General features: G+C 71.4%; 17 protein-coding genes. 5 read left to right on the forward strand and 12 right to left on the reverse strand.

Annotation, left to right across the window (positions count from 1 at the left end; all coding sequences use genetic code 11):
* Positions 1–44: 44 nt before the first annotated feature.
* The 7 genes from ACWCSU_RS03395 to ACWCSU_RS03425 all read right to left on the reverse strand — a co-directional run bounded on the left by ACWCSU_RS03395 (position 45) and on the right by ACWCSU_RS03425 (position 6,640).
* On the reverse strand, positions 45–1,826 hold the full coding sequence (locus ACWCSU_RS03395; RefSeq protein ID WP_449933276.1) for an ABC transporter substrate-binding protein: 1,782 nt from the start codon (positions 1,824–1,826) through the stop codon (positions 45–47).
* Positions 1,827–1,843: 17 nt separating this feature from the next.
* The gene (locus ACWCSU_RS03400; protein WP_364089556.1) at positions 1,844–2,107 is read right to left on the reverse strand and encodes a DUF2160 family membrane protein; all 264 of its coding nucleotides are present in this window, start codon (positions 2,105–2,107) and stop codon (positions 1,844–1,846) included.
* A gap of 11 nt (positions 2,108–2,118) precedes the next feature.
* Positions 2,119–2,928 (reverse strand): carbohydrate ABC transporter permease, encoded by an 810-nt coding sequence (locus ACWCSU_RS03405; RefSeq protein WP_364089320.1) that lies wholly within the window; start codon positions 2,926–2,928, stop codon positions 2,119–2,121.
* 5 nt (positions 2,929–2,933) lie between these two features.
* A complete protein-coding gene (locus ACWCSU_RS03410; protein WP_449933279.1) occupies positions 2,934–3,908 on the reverse strand; it encodes a carbohydrate ABC transporter permease in 975 nt (324 codons plus the stop codon).
* Positions 3,905–5,011, reverse strand: a complete 1,107-nt coding sequence (locus tag ACWCSU_RS03415; RefSeq protein ID WP_449933281.1) for an ABC transporter ATP-binding protein — start codon at positions 5,009–5,011, stop codon at positions 3,905–3,907. Before ACWCSU_RS03415 ends, ACWCSU_RS03410 begins: the two co-directional genes overlap by 4 nt.
* Entirely contained in the window at positions 5,004–6,095 is a 1,092-nt protein-coding gene (locus tag ACWCSU_RS03420) for an ABC transporter ATP-binding protein (RefSeq protein WP_449933283.1), read from the reverse strand. The genes ACWCSU_RS03415 and ACWCSU_RS03420 overlap by 8 nt, the downstream gene beginning before the upstream one ends.
* 116 nt (positions 6,096–6,211) lie before the next feature.
* On the reverse strand, positions 6,212–6,640 hold the full coding sequence (locus ACWCSU_RS03425) for a MarR family winged helix-turn-helix transcriptional regulator (protein WP_357694841.1): 429 nt from the start codon (positions 6,638–6,640) through the stop codon (positions 6,212–6,214).
* Between the two features lie 64 nt (positions 6,641–6,704).
* Here ACWCSU_RS03425 and ACWCSU_RS03430 point away from each other — a divergent pair, with 64 nt between their 5' ends.
* Positions 6,705–7,094, forward strand: a complete 390-nt coding sequence (locus ACWCSU_RS03430; protein ID WP_357694843.1) for a VOC family protein — start codon at positions 6,705–6,707, stop codon at positions 7,092–7,094.
* Between the two features lie 20 nt (positions 7,095–7,114).
* Here ACWCSU_RS03430 and ACWCSU_RS03435 read toward each other — a convergent pair whose 3' ends face one another.
* On the reverse strand, positions 7,115–7,897 hold the full coding sequence (locus ACWCSU_RS03435; protein ID WP_449933728.1) for an SDR family NAD(P)-dependent oxidoreductase: 783 nt from the start codon (positions 7,895–7,897) through the stop codon (positions 7,115–7,117).
* Positions 7,898–8,003: 106 nt separating this feature from the next.
* Here ACWCSU_RS03435 and ACWCSU_RS03440 point away from each other — a divergent pair, with 106 nt between their 5' ends.
* Positions 8,004–9,578, forward strand: a complete 1,575-nt coding sequence (locus tag ACWCSU_RS03440) for a DUF4434 domain-containing protein (protein ID WP_449933286.1) — start codon at positions 8,004–8,006, stop codon at positions 9,576–9,578.
* Here the strand turns inward: ACWCSU_RS03440 and ACWCSU_RS03445 are convergent.
* A complete protein-coding gene (locus ACWCSU_RS03445) occupies positions 9,575–10,222 on the reverse strand; it encodes a TetR/AcrR family transcriptional regulator (RefSeq protein ID WP_449933288.1) in 648 nt (215 codons plus the stop codon). The two genes, ACWCSU_RS03440 and ACWCSU_RS03445, sit on opposite strands and share 4 nt — an antisense overlap.
* Positions 10,223–10,305: 83 nt before the next feature.
* Here ACWCSU_RS03445 and ACWCSU_RS03450 point away from each other — a divergent pair, with 83 nt between their 5' ends.
* Positions 10,306–10,734: a hypothetical protein gene (locus ACWCSU_RS03450; protein WP_449933290.1), complete on the forward strand. Its 429-nt coding sequence runs from the start codon at positions 10,306–10,308 to the stop codon at positions 10,732–10,734.
* Positions 10,731–11,267: a nitroreductase/quinone reductase family protein gene (locus ACWCSU_RS03455; RefSeq protein ID WP_449933292.1), complete on the forward strand. Its 537-nt coding sequence runs from the start codon at positions 10,731–10,733 to the stop codon at positions 11,265–11,267. The genes ACWCSU_RS03450 and ACWCSU_RS03455 overlap by 4 nt, the downstream gene beginning before the upstream one ends.
* On the opposite strand, the gene ACWCSU_RS03460 is transcribed toward ACWCSU_RS03455, so the two are convergent.
* Positions 11,253–12,134, reverse strand: a complete 882-nt coding sequence (locus ACWCSU_RS03460; protein ID WP_449933294.1) for an arginase family protein — start codon at positions 12,132–12,134, stop codon at positions 11,253–11,255. The genes ACWCSU_RS03455 and ACWCSU_RS03460 overlap by 15 nt on opposite strands.
* Positions 12,135–12,162: 28 nt before the next feature.
* Between ACWCSU_RS03460 and ACWCSU_RS03465 the strand changes: the two genes are divergently transcribed.
* Positions 12,163–12,720, forward strand: coding sequence for a CGNR zinc finger domain-containing protein (locus tag ACWCSU_RS03465; protein ID WP_449933296.1), 558 nt, complete (start codon positions 12,163–12,165; stop codon positions 12,718–12,720).
* A 19-nt stretch (positions 12,721–12,739) separates the two neighbouring features.
* Here ACWCSU_RS03465 and efeB read toward each other — a convergent pair whose 3' ends face one another.
* On the reverse strand, positions 12,740–14,002 hold the full coding sequence (efeB, locus tag ACWCSU_RS03470) for an iron uptake transporter deferrochelatase/peroxidase subunit (RefSeq protein ID WP_357694857.1): 1,263 nt from the start codon (positions 14,000–14,002) through the stop codon (positions 12,740–12,742).
* Positions 14,003–14,017: 15 nt separating this feature from the next.
* Positions 14,018–15,157: an iron uptake system protein EfeO gene (gene efeO, locus ACWCSU_RS03475; RefSeq protein WP_449933298.1), complete on the reverse strand. Its 1,140-nt coding sequence runs from the start codon at positions 15,155–15,157 to the stop codon at positions 14,018–14,020.
* Positions 15,158–15,164 lie beyond the last annotated feature (7 nt).

The following is a 15,164-nucleotide window of genomic DNA, read 5'->3' on the forward strand; positions in this document are numbered from 1 at the left end:
GTGGGGCCGGTGCGGGGCCGGTGCCGGGGCGGTGCGGGGGCTGGTCAGCCGCCGGCCTTCCACTGGGCAATGAGCTTGTCGTAGTCGAGCGTGGCGGGCTTGCCGCGCTCGTCCGCCAGCTTCGGCGCGGGCGCGCCGGGCTGGTCGAACCAGTACTGGGCCGGACGCTCGGGGTTCAGCTTGGGCGCGCACTGGCCGCCGTAGCCCTGGCGCTCGCGCGACAGGCGTTCCAGCCGGGCCAGGATCTCGTCCTGCTGCCTGGCCAGGTTGTCCATCGACTGCTGCGGGGTCGTCTCGCCGGTGACGGCGGTGGCCACGTTCTGCCACCAGAGCTGGGCGAGCTTGGGGTAGTCGGGCACGTTCGTGCCGGTCGGGGTCCACTGCTTGCGGGCGGGGGAGTTGTAGAACTCGATCAGACCGCCGTACTTGGCCGCGTTGTCCTTGAAGTAGTCGCTCTTGATGTCGGAGTCGCGGATGAAGGTCAGGCCGGTGATCGACTTCTTCAGCGACACCGTCTTGGAGGTGACGAACTGGGCGTAGAGCCAGGCCGCGGCCCTGCGGTCCTTGGGGGTGTTGTTCAGCAGCGTCCACGAGCCGGCGTCCTGGTAGCCGAGCTTGTTGCCGTCCTTCCAGTAGACGCCGTGCGGGCTGGGCGCGATGCGCCACTTGGGGGTGCCGTCGTCGTTGACGACCGGCAGGCCCTTCTTGGTCATGTCGGCCGTGAACGTGGTGTACCAGAAGATCTGCTGGGCGATGTTCCCCTGGGCCGGGACCGGGCCCGCCTCGCTGAAGTTCATGCCCGCGGCCTCGCGGGGCGCGTACTTCTTCAGCCAGTCCACGTACTTGGTGAGGGCGTACACCGAGGCCGGGCCGTTGGTGTCGCCGCCGCGGGTGACCGACGAGCCGACCGGGCGGCAGTTCTCCACCCGGATGCCCCAGTCGTCCACCGGCAGGCCGTTGGGGATGCCGGGGTCGCCGTTGCCCGCCATGGACAGCCACGCGTCGGTGAAACGCCAGCCCAGCGAGGGGTCCTTGCGGCCGTAGTCCATGTGGCCGTAGACCTTCTTGCCGTCGACGGTCCCGTCGCCGTTGACCTTGTTGCTGAAGAAGTCGGCGATGTCCTCGTAGGCCGCCCAGTTGACCGGCACGCCCAGGTCGTAGCCGTAGGCGTCCTTGAACTGCTTCTTGATCGCCGGGTCGGTGAACCAGTCGTAGCGGAACCAGTAGAGGTTCGCGAACTGCTGGTCGGGGAGCTGGTAGATCTTCTTGTCGGGGCCGGTGGTGAAGCTGATGCCGATGAAGTCGTTCAGGTCGAGGGTGGGGGAGGTGACGTTCCTGCCCTCTCCGGCCATGTAGTCCGACAGCGGGAACACGTACGTGCCGCGCGAGTGGGTGCCGATGAGGTCGGAGTCGTTGACGTAGGCGTCGTAGATGTTCTGGTCGCCCTGGATCTGCGTCTGGAGCTTCTCGATGACGTCGCCCTCCTGGATCAGGTCGTGCTTGATCCTGATCCCGGTGATCTCGGTGAACGCCTTGGCCAGCTTCTGGGACTCGTACTCGTGGGTGGTGATCGTCTCGGACACCACGTTGATCTGCATGCCCCGGTACGGCGCCGCCGCCTTGATGAACCAGTCCATCTCCGCCAGTTGCCGATCCTTCGACAACGTGCTCGGCGTGAACTCCTCCGCCACCCAGCGTTGCGCCGCCGCCCTGCCGTCGGCCTCCTTGAAGTCGCTCCTCGGCTTCTCCTCGCCGCTCGTGCAACCGGCCACCACCAGGGCCAGCGCCGCCGCGACCGCCGCCGCAGCACCCATCGCATGCCTCATCGCCTGGCTCCTTCCTCTCAGCCCCACATCCCGATCACGACCACGACCAGCAGCGCGACGCCGAGCGCCGCCCACATGGACAGGTCGGTGACTGCAATCCACAGGGCCAGCACGACGGCCGCGCTGATCAGGCCGATGTACAGCCGGTCGCCCCGGTCGGTCTCGATGCGCAGGAACCCGCGCCGGGCCACGGGCGGGGAGATCCGGGCCCACACGGCCATCCCGCACAGCAGCAGCGCCAGCCCGGCGAACACCAGGGCCGTGGGGGCGGTCCACACCATCCACTGCACGGTCAGACCCTCCCCAGGGCGAACCCCTTGGCGATGTAGTTGCGCACGAACCAGATGACGACGGCCCCGGGGACGATCGTCAGCACGCCGGCCGCGGCCAGCAGCCCCCAGTCCACGCCCGCCGCGCTCACCGTCCGCGTCATGGTGGCCGCGATGGGCTTGGCGTCCACGGACGTGATCGTCCGGGCGATCAGCAGCTCCACCCAGCTGAACATGAAGCAGAAGAACGCGGTGACGCCGAGCGCGGACCGGATCATCGGCAGGAAGATCCGGACGAAGAAGCGCGGCAGCGAGTACCCGTCGATCGCCGCGGTCTCGTCGATCTCCCGCGGGATCCCCGACATGAAGCCTTCGAGGATCCAGACCGCCAGCGGCACGTTGAAGAGCATGTGCGCGATCGCCACGCCCAGATGCGTGTCGAACAGCCCGACCGCCTGGTAGATCTGGAAGAACGGCAGCAGGAACACCGCGGGCGGCGCCATCCGGTTCGTCAGCAGCCAGAAGAACAGGTGCTTGTCCCCGGCGAAGCGGAACCGCGAGAACGCGTACGCCGCCGGCAGCGCCACCACCAGCGACATGACCGCGTTCATGGAGGTGTAGACGATCGAGTTCAGGTAGCTCGAATACCACGAAGGATCGGTGAAGAACGTGGCGTAGTTGTCGAAGGTCACGCGCTGCGGGATCAGCGAGAAGCTGCCCAGGATGTCCTCGTTCGGGCGGATGGACATGCCGAACATCCACAGCAGCGGCAACATCAGCGTGGCGGCGTACAGCCAGAAGACCGTGCGCGCCCACGGCAGCCGGTGGCGCATCGGGCTCACCTCCCCGCCCTGGTCAGCACGGTGAAGAAGACGTAACAGGCGACCTGGACGAGCAGGAAGTACAGCAGCGAGAACGCGCCCGCCGGGCCCAGGTCGAACTGGCCGACGGCGATCTTCGACAGCAGGATGCTCAGGAACGAGGTCGCGTTCCCCGGCCCGCCGCCGGTCACCACGAACGGCTCCGTGTAGATCATGAAGCTGTCCATGAACCGCAGCAGGATCGCGATCGTCAGCACGCCGCGCAGCCGCGGGAGCTGGATGTGCCGGAACGTCGCCCACGCCGAGGCGCCGTCGATCTGCGCGGCCTGGAAGTACGGCTCCGGGATCGACCGCAGCCCCGCGTAGGCCAGCAGCGCCACCAGCGGCGTCCAGTGCCACACGTCCATGACCAGGACGGTGATCCAGGCGTCGGCCGAGTCGAGCGTGTAGTTGAAGTTGACGTGCAGCACGTTGTTGACCGCCCAGCCGCCGAGCCCGATGTCGCCGCGGGCGAAGATCTGCCAGATCGTGCCCACGACGTTCCACGGGATGAGCAGCGGCAGCGCCACCAGCACCAGCGCCACCGACACCCAGAACCCGCGGCGCGGCATGCACACGGCGATGACCACGCCGAGCGGGATCTCCACCAGCAGCACCTGGGCCGAGAACAGCAGCGTGCGCACGAGCGCCGCGCGCACCTCGGGGTCGCGGGCGATCTGCCGGAACCAGTCCAGGCCGACGAACACCCGGTCCACCGGGCTGAAGACGTCCTGGACGGAGAAGTTCACGACGGTCATCAGCGGGATCACGGCGGTGAAGGCCACCGACACCACGACCGGCAGCACCAGCAGCCAGGCCCGGTTGTTCCGCGGACGGGGATCGGCCCGCGACCCGGCGGCCTCGGCCGGGGTCGCGGGCGCGGCGTCCGGGACGACCTCGCCGGCTGCTTCGCCGCCTGTCTGGCTGCCCGCGACGGCGGTCCGGTCGGTCATGCCTGGCCCCTTCCGTCCAGGGGTGCGAGCGAGCCGCACCTGACCTCGTCGCGGAACAGGAACGTGCGGTCCGCGGGGAAATGCAGGAACACGACCGTGCCCGGCGTCCAGGGAGAGCCGGCCTCGGTCCTGGCGATCAGCGGACGGCCGCCGATCTCGGCGCGCACCAGGTCGTGGGAGCCCATACGGTCGACCCCGGTCACCCTGCCCGCCGCGCCGGGGCCCCACGCCGGGCCGCCGACCTGGACGAACTCGGGCCGCACCCCGATCCGCACCGGCCCGGGCGGCAACCCACCCCCCATCGCGCCGGCCGCGCCGACCGCCGAGGGGCCGATCCTGACCACGCCGTCGCCGCCGATCTCGGCGGGCAGCACGTTCATGCCGGGCGAGCCGATGAAGTGGCCGACGAACTCGTGCGCGGGCGACAGGAACAGCTCCGCCGGCTCCCCGGCCTGCACGATCCGGCCGTCGTTGAGGACGACCACCTCGTCGGCGAAGGTCAGCGCCTCGGTCTGGTCGTGGGTGACGTAGACGAGGGTGTGGCCGGTGTCGCGGTGGATCTCCTTGAGCTTGCTGCGCAGCGTCCACTTCAGCGCCGGGTCCACCACGGTCAGCGGCTCGTCGAGCAGCACGGCCGCCACCTGCTCGCGTACCAGGCCGCGGCCCAGGCTGACGATCTGCTTGCGGCCCGGGTCGAGCCGGCGCGCCCGGCGGCGCAGCACGTCGTCCAGGCCCAGCATGGCCGAGACCCGCAGGACGCGCCGGTGGACCTCCTCGGCCGGGACCTTCCGGTTGCGCAGCGGGAAGGCCAGGTTGCCGTAGACGGACATCTCCTCGTACAGGACGGGGAACTGGAAGACCTGGGCGATGTCGCGGCCGGCCGTGGGGACCCCGGTCACCTCGCGGTCGTCGAACCAGATCCGGCCCACGGTGGGCGTGAGCAGTCCCGAGATGATGTTGAGCAGCGTCGTCTTGCCGCAGCCGCTCGGCCCGAGCAGGGCGTAGGCCCTGGCGCCGCGCCACGTCCAGGTCGTCGGCCTGAGCGCCCAGGTGCGGCCGCCGTCGTAGCTGTGGCCCACGCCTTCCAGGCGGATGTCAGCCATGCGGGCCGGTCCCCGCCGCCGGGACCGCCGGTAATCGGCCGCCGGCCTCGTCGAACACGAAGATGTGCCGCGGGTCCACGTACGCGGTGGTCGGCTCGCCCGGGGTGAACTGCCGGGTGCCCGGCAGGTGGGCGACCAGGTGCCGCCGTCCGTCCAGCAGCAGGTGCAGGAACGTCGCGCCGCCGGTCACCTCCGCCAGCCTGATCTCGGCGGGCAGCTCCAGCGCGCCGGGGCCGGTCCTGGTGATCGTGACCTGGTGGGGGCGGATGCCCAGCACGACGTCGTGGCCCGAGGCGGGGACGGGCGGCGCGGGGAAGGACGTGCCCAGGACCTCGATCCGGCCGTTCCGTACCGTGCCGGGCAGCAGGTTGAGCGGCGGGTCGCTGAGCGTGGCCGCGACGTCGAGCGTGGGCGGCTCGGCGTACATGGTGGCCGGGTCGCCGACGTGCCGCACCCGGCCCTCGCCGAGCACCACGGCGGGCGCGGCGAAGGTCAGGGCCTCGTTCGGGTCGGCCGTGGAGTACAGGACGACGCCAGGCGCGCCGGCGAACATGCGCTTGAGGTCCTCGCGCAACTGCTCGCGCAGCTTGAAGTCGAGGTTGGCCAGCGGCTCGTCGAGCAGCAGCACGTCCACGGGCCTGGCCAGCGCGCGGGCGATCGCCGTGCGCTGCTGCTGGCCGCCCGACAGCTCCGCGGGCCTGCGGTCCAGCAGGTCGCCGAGGCCCATGATCGCGGCCACCTCCCGCACCCGCCGGTCGATGTCGTCCTTCCGGTACGACCGGTCCAGCCGCAGCGGCGAGGCGATGTTCTGCCGGACGGTGAGGGACGGGTAATTGATGAATTGCTGATAGACGAAGGCGACCGAGCGCTTTCGCACGGAAATCGAGGTGACGTCATTTCCGTTGACCAGCACCCGCCCCGAATCAGGCGGCTGCAGCCCGGCGGCGACCCGCATGAGCGTGGTCTTTCCCGAGTTCATCGGGCCGACGAGAGTGGTCAGTCCGTTGGGTAGTTCCAGGTGGATGTCGTCGAGCCAGGTCTCCCCGCGCTGCCGTACGCGGACGCCATCGAGAATCAGCGTCACAATGCCCGGTCCTCTCTCCCGGAGCTTGCCCTCCATCTAACATGATCTGATTCTTTGTGCAAAGAGGGCAGTTGTTGTGACTGTTGTTATTCAGTTGACGTGGGTTATGGAATTTGTCAAGGGGAGAAGAGTTTTGTGACGAGAATGTGGAGGTGGCGGCGCTCGGCGTCCGTCAGCGGGGCGAGGGTCTCTCGTTCGACGTCCGCCACCACCGCGCGGGCCCGTTCGAGGGTGTCGCGGCCGGCGGCGGTCAGCGAGATCCGGTAGCGGCGGCGGTCGGCGGGGTCGCGCTCCCGGGCGGCCAGGCCCTCGTTCATGAGCCCGTCCATCAGGCGCACCATGTCGCTCGGGTCGAGGCCCAGCCGGTCGCCGACCTCCCGCTGGGCGGCCGGACCGAAGTCGTCGAGCGTGGCCAGCGCCGCGAACTCCCACAGGCTCAGCCCCGTGTCGGCGGTCAGCCGCGCGGCCAGGGCGCGCCGGTTGGCGACGCCGACCTTGTGCAGCACGAAGGTGGTCGTCCCGAGCAGGGTGGGTGGCAGTTCCATCTCATCCAGAAGTGTAGGTTGTTGCCAATAGTTGGTAGTCACCCATTAATATTGGAGGTCCAGGATGGACGCCCTCTACCCTCGGCTGCTGGTGCGCGACTTCCCGGCGAGCGTCGCCTTCTACCGGGCCGCCCTCGGCGTGGAGCCGGTCAAGGTGCTGACGGAGGCCGCCTACGCCAACTGGGACATCGACGGCCAGGCCGGTCTGGTGCTCTTCGGCCGCGACCGCGTCGCCGAGGTCGTCGGCACCGCCGGGCTGCCTGCGTCGGCCGCCCAGGACACGGTGATGCTGGTGATGAAGGTCGACGACGTGGACGGCGAGACCGACCGGCTCGTCCGGCTCGGGGCCACGGTCGCCGCGCCGCCCCAGGACCGTCCCGCCTGGGGGCCCGGCCTGCGCACGGCCCACCTGCGCGACCCGGAGGGCAACCTGATCGAGCTCCAGTCGTACTGAGCGCGGGCGGGCGGCCGGGATCAGGGCAGGATGGCGTCCACGTAGCCGCCGTCCACGCGCAGGGCGCCGCCCGTGGTCGCCGAGGCGAGCGGCGAGCTGAGGTAGACGACCATGTTGGCGATCTCCTCGGGCTCGATCAGCCGCTGGATGAGCGACTGCGGACGGTACTGGCGCATGAACGCCCGCTGCGCCTCCTCCCACGGCAGCTCCCGGTCCACGAGCTGGTAGACGAACTCCTCCACGCCGCCGGTGTGCGTGGGCCCGGCGATCACCGAGTTGACCGTCACCCCGCTCCCGGCGGCCTTCTTGGCGAACCCGCGCGAGACGGCCAGCAGCGCCGTCTTGCTCATGCCGTAGTGGATCATCTCGGCGGGCGTGACGATGGCCGAGTCGCTGGCGATGTACTGGATCCGGCCCCAGCCGCGCTCGATCATGCCCGGCAGGTAGGCGCGCGTCAGCCGCACCGCGGTCAGGACGTTGACCTCGAAGTACCGCCGCCACTCCGCGTCGTCGATCTCCATCGCGGGCCTGGCCCCGAAGATGCCCAGGTTGTTGACGAGGATGTCCACCCGCGGCAGCGAGCCGAGGATCCGCTGGAGCCCTTCGTCGGTGGAGACGTCGCCGGGCGCCGCCACCAGGTCGCCGTGGTCCATGCGCTCGATGGCGGCGGCCACCGAGCCCTCGCTGCGGCCGTTGACGCCGACCCGCGCGCCCGCCCCCGCCAGACCGGCCGCGATGGCCGCCCCGATGCCCTGGGTCGAGCCCGTGACCAGCGCTGTCTTCCCACTGAGGTCGATGCTCACCATGACTCCATTGTCCGTGCCGCCTCCCGGCCGCCCGGCACCGGGGCACGTACGGCCGCGGATCGGGTAGGTGCCTACTGTGGTCGGTACGTCGAGGGGAGCACGGGTGCGCCGGTTACGGTGGCTGGTCGTGGTGGCGGTCCTGGCGGTCTTCGTCGCGGTCCCGGCCGGGGCGGGCGCGGGCGACGACGGGTGCCCGCCCAGGGACACGCGGGCGGGCTCCCCGTACGCGATCACGGGCTACTGGGTCATGCCGCGGGCCGACGTGTGCGTGACGCGGCGGATGGTGGAGGCGATCCACTCGCTCGGCGGTGACACGCTCGTCACGTTCGGGCCCCGGTTCGAGGCCGGGCCGATGGAACCGGAGTTCGCCGCCTGCCGGGTGGACGGGCGGCCCTGCGCGCGGCTGCCGGGCAAGCGCGTCCGGCACGTGTACACGTACGTGACCAGCGAGGAGTTCGGGCGCTCGCTGCTGCGCTGTCCCGGCGTGGACCGCCGGATCGACGCCGGCGACCGCGTCTTCTACCGGGTGTCGCTGGCCGCGTCGTGCGCCGATCGCGTCCAGGACCTCGTGCTGGTCTCCACGGACGGCGACGGGGTGGGCAACCTGGTGGAGGAGGCGGCGGCGTACGGGATGAAGGTGTTCCCCGGGCTGCCCGCCGCGCCGCAGCGGCGCGGCAAGCCGTGGGAGCCGGACCTCGCGCACCTCGCCGCGCTGAACGCCTTCACCGCGCGGGTGCTGGCCGCCTACCGGGAGCGGTTCGGCGGGTCGTCGGCCTTCGGCGGGGTCTACCAGTCGTTCGAGCTGGCCATGCGCGAGCGGGGGCCGCGCGATCCCGTGCTCGCGCTGTACGCGGCCCAGCACGCCGTGGTCGCCGCCGCACTGCCCGGCAGGAAGATCCTGGTCAGCCCCTACATCGACGCCCGCAGGGGGCGCGGATTCCCGCCCGGCCAGGTGCCCGGCGGGCTCGCCGACATCGCCGCCACCCGCGCGGGCGCCCCCATGGCCGTCGCCGTGCAGGACGGGCGGGGCACCGGCAAGGTCCCCGTGCACGGGATCGAGGACGGCGCTTCCATGGTCGCCCCCAGGCTGGTGCCGGTGGTCGGCCGGGTGCGCAACGCCGACGGCTACTACGGGCCCACCAGGGACTACATCGAGGCGGCGGCCCGGAGCGTGCCCGCCGGGGTCGAGCTGTGGGTGAACGTCGAGGGCTTCGAGCCCGCCCCGGTGGACGGCGAGTGCGGCCGGGTCGAGCCGTTGCCGTTCCGAGGGCGTACCAGCAAGGCCCGGCTGGACCAGCAGATCATGGCGACCGGCGGGCTCGCCGCGAAGATCCTCTCCTACGGCTGGGACCCCTTCTTCACCTGCCAGGCGAGCCCGGCCACCCCCTCCCTGGCCGACGACATCGCCGACGGAAGGCGGCAGCCGATCATCGTGAACGCGTACCGGAAGAACCGGGACGGACGGCCCGGGGTCGTGGTCGAGGGCTACAACCTGCGCGGCGGCACCCTGCGCTTCACCTCGCCCGGCGGACGCGAGGTCGGCGTCGCCCAGCAGTGGCACGGACCGGGCCGCCCCGAGTCGGCGTGGGCCCCCTACGTCCCGCCCGGCCCCTGGACCTCCGTCACCGCCACGAACGCCGCCGGACAGACCAGCACGAGCGGGTACGTGTTCCGCTAGGGCTCACCGAAGCCGCGCAGCATGGCTTCGAGCGCGAAGACGAAGCGGGGGTCGGTGCCCGAGGACGGCTGGGCGCGCCGCGCCCGGGTGGCCTCGGCCAGCAGTGGGGTCTCCAGCAGGTCCGGTTCGGGGATGTCCCGCATCCCGTCGCCCGGCGCCGGCCCGCCACCGGCGGCCAGGAGGGCGACGTGGCCGACGACGAAGCCGGTCACGGCGTAGAGCATGTCCAGCGCGCGGTCCGGCGGCAGGCCCGCCGAGCGCAGCACGCGCAGCCCCTCCTCCATCAGGCGCAGGTTCTGGGGGGTGATCGCGGGCCGGCTGACCACCAGGGGCAGGACGTTCGGGTGCGCGAGCAGGACGCGCAGCAGCGTGTGGGCGTACTCGCGCAGGCCCTCCTGCCATGAGGCGGCCTCGGTCAGCAGCGGCGCGGCCTGCGTGACGAGCTGCTCGACCAGGCCGTCGAGCAGGTCGTCCTTGCTGCCTACGTGCTGGTAGAGGGACATGGCCTCGACGCCGAGCTCCTGGCCGATGCGGCGCATGGACAGCGCCTTCAGCCCTTCGCGGTCGGCCAGCGCCAGAGCCGCCCGCAGGATGGCCTGCCGGGTGAGGCCGGCGTTCTGGCCGCGGGTGCGCTTCGGGGACATGGTGCCCTTTCTCGATTCTTACCGCGTAAGTATAGTAGAAACATACGTTGTAAGAATGTTGTGCCGACGAAAGGACCCATGTCATGACAGGGAAGTCACGGGGCGCCCTCGCCCTGCTGTACGGCGGCGCCGCGCTCACGCTGCTCGTCACGCTCTTCGTGTTCGCCTACCGGTCCGGGCTGGCCGAACACCTCCGGACCGGCTACCCCGCGCTTGCTCCGGCGAAGATCGACGAGGGCGTCACCGCGTACACGGTGATCCTCGTCGTCATGGGGGCGCTCGGGCTGCTCGGCTGGCTCGTCACCGTCCTGGGGGCCCGTGCGGGCAAGGGGTGGGCCCGGTGGCTGGGGTCCGGGCTGTTCGTGGTGGCCCTGTGCTTGGTGCTGGCGGCGCTGACCGTCCGGGACACCAACGGCGAGGTCGGTCTCGTGCCGCTGCTGGGCTGGTCGCAGGTCCTTCCGCTGGTCCCGGGGCTCGCGGCGGTCGTGCTGTTGTGGAGGAGGGTGCGGTGACCCCGGCGTGGACGGGCGTCGTCCGGCGGCTGGCGGCGCTCAAACGCCTGATGTACCGGGGCGGGCGGCCCAACGCGCTCATGCGCGCGATGAACCGGCTCGACGCGCTGACGTACGCGTCCCGCTGGTTGCCGCTGCCCCAGGGGGCCGTGCTCCAGGTGGTGGGACGCCGTACCGGGGCCCGCACGTCGGTGCCCGTCGTGGTCGCGGGGCACGAGGGCGGCGAGTTCCTCGTGTCCATGCTGGGGCCGGAGGCGAACTGGGTGCGCAACGTCCGGGCCGCCGGTGGCCGGGCCGTGCTGTGCCGCCGCGGGCGGGGGGTGCCGATCAGGCTGGAGGAGGTGCCGGTCGAGCGCCGCCCCGAGATCCTGCGCCGCTACGCCGCCGTCGCGCCCGGCGCGCGCCCCCATCTCGGCCTCGGCCCGAAGGCGTCGCTGGACGGTTTCCGGCGGATCGCACCTCGCCATCCCGTCTTCCGCATCCTCAGGGCGGACGGCTCCGCCCCCGAAGGCCACGGGTCAGCTCAGGGCTGAGACAAGGATGTCGGTCAGGGTGGCCGCCTGGCTGCCGTCCTCGTCGAGGTCGGGGTCGAGGATGGTGATCTCGATCCCGGCCGCGCCGGGCAGCGCGACCAGCCCGCGGAGCAGGTCGGCGAGTTGCTCGCCGGTCAGGCCGCCGGGGGTGGGCGAGTCGACGGCCGACAGCACGGACGGGTCGAGCACGTCGGCGTCCACGTGGATCCAGAAGCCGTCCAGGTCGTCGCGTACGAGCACGCGCTCGGCGGCCTCCAGGGGGATGTCGGTCCCGGCGACGAAGGCGATGCCCTCGGCGGCGAGTTCCTGGACGTCGTCGTCGTCCCGGACGCCGAGCACGATGACGTCCTCGTCCCGGACGTACGGGCGCAGGCCGTCGATGTCGGTCAGGTAGTCGTCGCCGCGGCCGGTCACCAGGGCCAGGTCCTCGCCGGCCGCCGCGCCGACGTGGGGCGAGTTGCCGAGGTGGCGGAAGTCGGTGTGGGCGTCGAGGTAGGCCACCCCGTAGCGGCCCGTCCTGCGCAGGGCGAGCGCGGGGCCGAGCATGATCGAGCAGTCGCCGCCGAGCAGGACGGGGAACCCGCCGGACGCCCTGATCCCGGCCACGCGGTCGGCCAGCCGCCGGGTGTATGCGGCGATCGCCTCGCCGTTGCGCACGCCGTCGCCGGGCTTCCAGGTGGCCACGTAGCGGGGCGGGATCAGCGTGCCCGCGTCGGCCGCGCCGAGCCGGGCGACCAGCCCGTTGTTCCGCAGCGCCCAGGGGGCCTTGTAGCAGCCGGGGATGACATCCTCGGCGAGTGGGCGCAGGCCCAGGTTCGAGGGCGCGTCGAGGATGGTCAGGTTTCTGTCAGGGGTTATAGTGCTCATAGTCGTGACAGTAGCAGGAGGGTGAGGGATGCGCCAGTTCATCGAGACGGGTCTCGTGGCCGTCGATCTGGCCAACACGTGGGACGAGTACCTGGACGATCCCGAACGATTGCCCGACGTGGCGGAGCTGCACCGCTTCTGCCGCGAACTGGGCGAACCGGTCGAGAACGACCAGGCGCCGCGCGGTCAGGGCGGGGTCGGGGAGGAGGACCTGCGGCAGGTCAGGGAGGTGCGGGGGCGGTTGCGGGCGGTGCTGGCCGCCGAGCCCGGCGACCGGGCGCGGGTGCTGGCGGAGTGGGTGGCCGGGCTGCCCGCGCGGCCGGCGGTGACCGCGGCGGGCGGCGTGCCCCGGCTGCGGCTGGTCGCGCCGGACGGGGCGGCGCCGGCGGGACGGCTCGCCGTACGGGCCGTCACCGAGCTGCTGGAGATCGCCGCGTCCGGCGACTGGGAACGGCTGCGCCGATGCGCGGCCACGCCGTGCACCGACGCCTTCATCGACCGCAGCCGGCCGGGCAAGCGGCAGTTCTGCTCGACCCGCTGCGCCAACCGCGCCCACGCCCAGGCCTCCCGCGCCCGCCACCGCTGACGGCGGGCGCCGGGCAAGGTCAGGCGAACAGGGTGCGTCCCCAGTAGTCGCCCGCGTCCTGGACGCCGGGAGGGCAGGCGAACAGGCCGCTGGAGACGTGCTTGATGTACTCGTTGAGCGCGTCGTGCCGGGCCAGGTTCATCTGCACCGGCACGAACTGCCTGCGCGGGTCGCGCTGGTAGGCGATGAAGAACAGCCCGGCGTCCAGGCGGCCGAGCCCGTCGGAGCCGTCCACGAAGTTGTAGCCGCGGCGCAGCAGGTGGGCGTTGCCGTTGCTGGTCGGGTGGGCCAGCCTGACGTGCGCGTTCTCCTTGATCACCGGCTGCCCGTCGGGGCCCTTGGCGGCGAGGTCCACGGCGTCGAACTCGGCCTTCTTGCCCAGCGGCGCGCCCTCGCCCTTGTCCCGGCCGAAGATCTGCTCCTGCTCGGCGAGCGGGGCGCGGTCCCAGGTCTCGACCGTCATGCGGATCTTCCTGGTGACCATGTACGTGCCGCCCGCCATCCAGGCGGTGCCGTCCGAGCCGGCGGCCCACAGGTGGTCGCGCAGCAGGTCGGCGTCCTCCAGCTTCATGTTGTTGGTGCCGTCCTTGAAGCCCATGAGGTTGCGCGGCGTGGCCTGGGCCCGCGAGGTGGACGACGTACGGCCGAAGCCGAGCTGCGACCAGCGCACCGAGACCTTGCCGAACCCGATCCTGGCCAGGTTGCGGATGGCGTGCACGGCCACCTGGGGGTCGTGCGCGCAGGCCTGGACGCAGATGTCCCCGCCCGAGATCTCCGGGATGAGCTGTTCGCCGGGGAACTTCGGCAGGTCGGCGAGGGCGGCCGGACGCTTGCCCGCCAGCCCGAACCGGTCGTCGAACAGCGACGGGCCGAACCCGATCGTCAGCGTGAGCCCCGAGGCGGGCAGGCCCAGCGCCTCGCCGGTGTCGTCAGGGGCCGCCTCGGCCGCCCCGCCCACCGCGCCGAACGCCCCGGCCTCCTTGCCCTGCGTCAGCCGGGCCGCCGCGGCCGTCCACTCCTGGAGCAGGTCGACCAGTTCGGCCTTCTTGTCGGTGATGACGTCGAAGGCGACGAAGTGCAGCCGGTCCTGGGCGGGCGTGACGACGCCCGCCTGATGCCCGCCGTAGAACGGGTACGGATCGGACGTCGAGGCGGCGTGCGCGACCGGCGGCTCCTCCAGCAGCGACCTGGTCGTCACCGCCCCGGCCCCGAGCACGGCCGCCCCCGCGGCCCCCAGCCCGAACAGCTTGCGGCGGCTCATCCGCCCGCCGGCCTGCGACATCGCCCCCACCTCCCGTTACTTGGCGATGACCGGAGCGATCTTACTGATCGGCTCGGCCAGCGCGTTGATCGCGTCGGACAGCGCCTTCAGCTCGGCCTTGGACAGCTCGTCGTGCAGCTTCCAGCCGTCGCCCTTCCGGTGCGCGCCCAGCGCGGCGTCGGCGGCGGCGAACTTCTCGTCCAGCGTCTTGACCAGGTCGGGGGAGCGCTCCTCCAGCACCGGGCGGAGCGACTGCACGGCGGCCTTGGAGCCCTGGAGGTTGGCGTCGAAGTCCCACAGGTCGGTGTGCGACCAGATGTCCTCCTCGCCGGTGATCTTCCCGGAGGCCACCTCGTCGAGCAGCCCCTTGGCGCCGTTGGCCAGGTTGAGCGGGGTCAGCTCGGCGGTGTTGGACTTCTCGACGATGGTCTTGACGTCGGCGATCAGCTTGTCGGCGACCGGGCCGTCCTTGCTGACGTCCTTCTTGATCCACAGATCCTTCTCGATCCGGTGGAAACCGGTCCACTCCTCGCCGTCGGCCAGGTCCGCCTCGCGGGCGTCGATGGCCGGGTCGAGGTCGCCGAAGATCTCCGCGACGGGCTCGATGCGCTCCCAGTACGTCCGCGCGACCGGGTACAGCTCCTTGGCCTTGGCGATCTCACCGGCCTTGACGGCGTCCACGAACTCCTGGGTCTTGACCAGCAGCGTGTCGCTCTGCGACTTGATGTAGCGCTTGTAGCTGGTGACCGCGCCGGCGAGCTGCGCGTCGGAGCTGAGCGCCTTGTGCTCGCCGGTCACCTTCAGGGCGTTGCGGATGCCCTTGCCCACCATGCCGGGCTTGCACACGGTCTCGTACGCGCCGGCCGGCAGCTCGGCGACCAGCTCCCTGGTCAGGCCGGGCACGATGTTCTCGACCTCGGCCATGACCCGGTCACCGGGGGCGTACACGTAGAACTCGGTCACCTTGGACCCGCCGTTGGTGATCGTGAACGTGCTCGTGCCCGCTGTGATCTCCGCGGTCGCGACCTTGCACTCGGTGTCGGACGCGGCCACATTGATCTTGCCGGGCGCGGCGGCCGACCCCTTGCCGGTGTCCGTGGCGGTGGTGCCCGAGCCGCACGCGGTCAGGGTCGCCAGGGCGAGCGCGCCGAAGGACAGGCTGATGGCGGTACGCATGATGCTC

This window comes from Nonomuraea sp. NPDC001699 (assembly GCF_053596455.1).